Origin of the sequence: Catellatospora aurea, assembly GCF_042663325.1 — a bacterium.
Taxonomy (GTDB): domain Bacteria; phylum Actinomycetota; class Actinomycetes; order Mycobacteriales; family Micromonosporaceae; genus Catellatospora; species Catellatospora aurea.
Window position 1 is genome coordinate 1 of sequence record NZ_JBHTAC010000090.1, and the last position, 5356, is coordinate 5356.

Sequence of the window (5356 nt, forward strand, 5' to 3'; positions counted from 1 at the left end):
GGTGTGTGCTTGTTCTTTGAGAACTCAACAGGGTGCTATTTAAGCCAAGTGCCAATTATTGATCATCCTCGGATGATTCCTTTGGTGATGGACAAATTTCGGACATTCATTTGATGTCGGGGTTTGATCTTTTGCCGGGTTTTTGAATTCTTTTTGGAGAGTTTGATCCTGGCTCAGGACGAACGCTGGCGGCGTGCTTAACACATGCAAGTCGAGCGGAAAGGCCTTTCGGGGTACTCGAGCGGCGAACGGGTGAGTAACACGTGAGTAACCTGCCCCTGGCTTTGGGATAACCATCGGAAACGGTGGCTAATACCGAATATTCACTGCGGGTCGCATGACCTGTTGTGGAAAGTTTTTCGGCTGGGGATGGGCTCGCGGCCTATCAGCTTGTTGGTGGGGTGATGGCCTACCAAGGCTTTGACGGGTAGCCGGCCTGAGAGGGCGACCGGCCACACTGGGACTGAGACACGGCCCAGACTCCTACGGGAGGCAGCAGTGGGGAATATTGCACAATGGGCGGAAGCCTGATGCAGCGACGCCGCGTGAGGGATGACGGCCTTCGGGTTGTAAACCTCTTTCAGCAGGGACGAAGCGAGAGTGACGGTACCTGCAGAAGAAGCGCCGGCCAACTACGTGCCAGCAGCCGCGGTAAGACGTAGGGCGCGAGCGTTGTCCGGATTTATTGGGCGTAAAGAGCTCGTAGGCGGCTTGTTGCGTCGTCCGTGAAAACCTGGGGCTCAACTCCAGGCTTGCGGTCGATACGGGCAGGCTAGAGTTCGGTAGGGGAGACTGGAATTCCTGGTGTAGCGGTGAAATGCGCAGATATCAGGAGGAACACCGGTGGCGAAGGCGGGTCTCTGGGCCGATACTGACGCTGAGGAGCGAAAGCGTGGGGAGCGAACAGGATTAGATACCCTGGTAGTCCACGCTGTAAACGTTGGGCGCTAGGTGTGGGGGGCCTCTCCGGTTTCCTGCGCCGTAGCTAACGCATTAAGCGCCCCGCCTGGGGAGTACGGCCGCAAGGCTAAAACTCAAAGGAATTGACGGGGGCCCGCACAAGCGGCGGAGCATGCGGATTAATTCGATGCGACGCGAAGAACCTTACCTGGGTTTGACATGGCCGTTAAAGCCGTAGAGATGCGGTGTCCTTCGGGGGCGGTCACAGGTGGTGCATGGCTGTCGTCAGCTCGTGTCGTGAGATGTTGGGTTAAGTCCCGCAACGAGCGCAACCCTCGTTCCATGTTGCCAGCGGGTAATGCCGGGGACTCATGGGAGACTGCCGGGGTCAACTCGGAGGAAGGTGGGGATGACGTCAAGTCATCATGCCCCTTATGTCCAGGGCTTCACGCATGCTACAATGGCCGGTACAATGGGCTGCGATACCGCGAGGTGGAGCGAATCCCAAAAAGCCGGTCTCAGTTCGGATCGGGGTCTGCAACTCGACCCCGTGAAGTCGGAGTCGCTAGTAATCGCAGATCAGCAACGCTGCGGTGAATACGTTCCCGGGCCTTGTACACACCGCCCGTCACGTCACGAAAGTCGGCAACACCCGAAGCCCATGGCCCAACCCGTAAGGGAGGGAGTGGTCGAAGGTGGGGCTGGCGATTGGGACGAAGTCGTAACAAGGTAGCCGTACCGGAAGGTGCGGCTGGATCACCTCCTTTCTAAGGAGCACCTACCCGTGAAAGCGGGTCAGGACCCAGCTGCCGCGAATGCCGGCAGTGGGGCTCAAATGGCGGAGACACTTGGTAGATTCTGCCGGCAACGGCTGCAGTTAACCCTAGTAGGGCATTGAGCGCGAGCTCGTGCATGGAACGGGCTGTGGTGCGGCTGGTGGGATTGTTTGGCACCCTGTTGGGTCCTGAAGGAACAAGCGCGAGCTTGGTTCTTCGGCGCCGATCACATCTTGTGAAGCAAACCGCTTCGGACGAAGGTTCGGGTGTAGGTGTTTCGCTGGTGGGTGTGGGTTGGTTGTTTGTTGAGATGTGCATAGTGGACGCGAGCATCTTTGTTTCTCTGTGTAGGTAAGTTTTTAAGGGCAGACGGTGGATGCCTTGGCACCAGGAGCCGATGAAGGACGTGGGAGGCCGCGATAGGCCTGGGGGAGCTGTCAACCAAGCTGTGATCCCAGGGTGTCCGAATGGGGGAACCCAGCCCGAGTCATGTCGGGTTACCCGCATCTGAATACATAGGGTGTGTGGAGGGAACGCGGGGAAGTGAAACATCTCAGTACCCGTAGGAAGAGAAAACAACATGTGATTCCGTGAGTAGTGGCGAGCGAAAGCGGATGTAGCCTAAACCGTGTGCGTGTGATACCTGTCAGGGGTTGCGTGGACGGGGTTGTGGGACCCTACTGACACAGCTGACACTGTGTCGCACAGTTATAAAGCCTTGGGCTAGTCGAATCCTCTGGAATGAGGGACCGTAGAGGGTGAGAGTCCTGTAGACGAAAGTTCAAGGCCTGTGGTGGGTGTTCCCGAGTAGCGGCGGACTCCTGAAATCTGCCGTGAATCTGCCAGGACCACCTGGTAAGGCTGAATACTACCTGGTGACCGATAGCGGACTAGTACCGTGAGGGAATGGTGAAAAGTACCCCGGGAGGGGAGTGAAATAGTACCTGAAACCGTCTGCCTACAATCCGTCGGAGCTGAGGACTTGTTCCGAGGTGACGGCGTGCCTTTTGAAGAATGAGCCTGCGAGTTAGTGGCATGTGGCGAGGTTAACCCGTGTGGGGAAGCCGTAGCGAAAGCGAGTCTGAACAGGGCGTTCAGTCGCATGCTCTAGACCCGAAGCGGAGTGATCTAGCCATGGGCAGGTTGAAGCGACGGTAAGACGTCGTGGAGGACCGAACCCACCAACGTTGAAAAGTTGGGGGATGACCTGTGGTTAGGGGTGAAAGGCCAATCAAACTCCGTGATAGCTGGTTCTCCCCGAAATGCATTTAGGTGCAGCGTCGCGTGTTTCTTGCCGGAGGTAGAGCTACTGGATGGCCTAGGGGGCCCACAAGCTTACCGAAGTCAGCTAAACTCCGAATGCCGGTAAGTGAGAGCGCGGCAGTGAGACTGCGGGGGATAAGCTTCGTAGTCGAGAGGGAAACAGCCCAGATCACCAGCTAAGGCCCCTAAGCGTGTGCTAAGTGGAAAAGGATGTGGGATCGCATAGACAACCAGGAGGTTGGCTTAGAAGCAGCCACCCTTGAAAGAGTGCGTAATAGCTCACTGGTCAAGTGGTTCCGCGCCGACAATGTAGCGGGGCTCAAGCACACCGCCGAAGCTGTGGCACTCACACAATGACCCCGCCCGGGTGACCGGGTGCAGGTGTGTGGGTGGGTAGGGGAGCGTCGTGTGGCGGGTGAAGCGGCAGAGTGATCTAGCCGTGGACGCCACACGAGTGAGAATGCAGGCATGAGTAGCGAATGCAGGGTGAGAAACCCTGCCGCCGGATGACCAAGGGTTCCAGAGTCAAGCTAATCTGCTCTGGGTGAGTCGGGACCTAAGGCGAGGCCGAGAGGCGTAGTCGATGGACAACGGGTTGATATTCCCGTACCCGCAAAGCAGCGCCCGCGATGAACCCTGCTGTACTAACCTCCACAAGGTGGGAAGGTCTTCGGACCGGAACACGGCGTGTTGGGATCTTGGTGGGTAGTAGTTGAGCGATGGGGTGACGCAGGAAGGTAGTCGAGCCCAGGCGGTGGTAGTCCTGGGGTAAGCGTGTAGGCCGGCACATAGGTAAATCCGTGTGCCATGTGGCTGAGACGTGATGCCGAGCCGTATCAGGTGAAGTCGATGATCCTATGCTGCCGAGAAAAGCCTCTAGCGAGCTGTGCGCGGCCCGTACCCCAAACCGACACAGGTGGTCAGGTAGAGAATACCGAGGCGATCGGGCGAACTGTGGTTAAGGAACTCGGCAAATTGCCCCCGTAACTTAGGGAGAAGGGGGGCCTCGTCTGGTGAAGGCCTTCGCGGCTGGAGCTGGGTGGGGTCGCAGAGAGCAGGGGGAAGCGACTGTTTACTAAAAACACAGGTCCATGCGAAGTCGTAAGACGCTGTATATGGACTGACGCCTGCCCGGTGCTGGAACGTTAAGGGGACCGGTTAGCCGCAAGGCGAAGCTGAGAACTTAAGCGCCAGTAAACGGCGGTGGTAACTATAACCATCCTAAGGTAGCGAAATTCCTTGTCGGGTAAGTTCCGACCTGCACGAATGGCGTAACGACTTCCCCACTGTCTCAACCACAGGCCCGGCGAAATTGCACTACGAGTAAAGATGCTCGTTACGCGCGGCAGGACGGAAAGACCCCGGGACCTTCACTATAGCTTGACATTGGTATCCGGTTTAACTTGTGTAGGATAGGTGGGAGGCTGTGAAGCGTTGACGCCAGTCTTCGTGGAGCCAATCTTGAAATACCACTCTGGTTGATCTGGGTATCTAACCTCGGACCGTGATCCGGTTCAGGGACAGTGTCTGGTGGGTAGTTTAACTGGGGCGGTTGCCTCCTAAAGGGTAACGGAGGCGCCCAAAGGTTCCCTCAGCCTGGTTGGCAATCAGGTGTTGAGTGTAAGTGCACAAGGGAGCTTGACTGTGAGACTGACAGGTCGAGCAGGGACGAAAGTCGGGACTAGTGATCCGGCACTGGCATGTGGAAGCGGTGTCGCTCAACGGATAAAAGGTACCCCGGGGATAACAGGCTGATCTTCCCCAAGAGTCCATATCGACGGGATGGTTTGGCACCTCGATGTCGGCTCGTCGCATCCTGGGGCTGGAGGTGGTCCCAAGGGTTGGGCTGTTCGCCCATTAAAGCGGTACGCGAGCTGGGTTTAGAACGTCGTGAGACAGTTCGGTCCCTATCCGCCGTGCGCGCAGGAGACTTGAGAAGGGCTGTCCCTAGTACGAGAGGACCGGGACGGACGAACCTCTGGTGTGCCAGTTGTACCGCCAGGTGCATGGCTGGTTGGCTACGTTCGGAAGGGATAACCGCTGAAAGCATCTAAGCGGGAAGCTCGCTTCAAGATGAGGTCTCCCACCACGAGAGTGGGTAAGGCCCCCGGCTAGACCACCGGGTTGATAGGCCAGAGATGTAAGCACAGTAATGTGTTCAGTCGACTGGTACTAATAGGCCGAGGACTTACCTAAACAACACAGCAGATCCTGCAACGATGTCTCGCGTCCACCATGCACATCACGACACGCAACCGGCACACCACGAGTGGTGCGGTTGACATGTTGATAGAGTTACGGCGGTCATGGCGGAGGGGAAACGCCCGGTCACATTCCGAACCCGGAAGCTAAGCCCTCCAGCGCCGATGGTACTGCAACGGGGACGTTGTGGGAGAGTAGGACACCGCCGGACAAAC

General features: G+C 57.4%; 3 rRNA genes. All 3 read left to right on the forward strand.

The features are described from left to right. Positions 1-150 precede the first annotated feature (150 nt). The 3 genes from ACFQO7_RS37530 (at position 151) to rrf (ending at position 5352) form a co-directional block, all read left to right on the forward strand. Positions 151-1667, forward strand: a 16S ribosomal RNA gene (locus tag ACFQO7_RS37530). A gap of 358 nt (positions 1668-2025) precedes the next feature. Then, positions 2026-5135, forward strand: a 23S ribosomal RNA gene (locus ACFQO7_RS37535). A 100-nt stretch (positions 5136-5235) separates the two neighbouring features. Next, positions 5236-5352: ribosomal RNA gene (gene rrf, locus ACFQO7_RS37540) — 5S ribosomal RNA — on the forward strand. The 16S, 23S and 5S rRNA genes sit together here, the layout of an rRNA operon. Positions 5353-5356 lie beyond the last annotated feature (4 nt).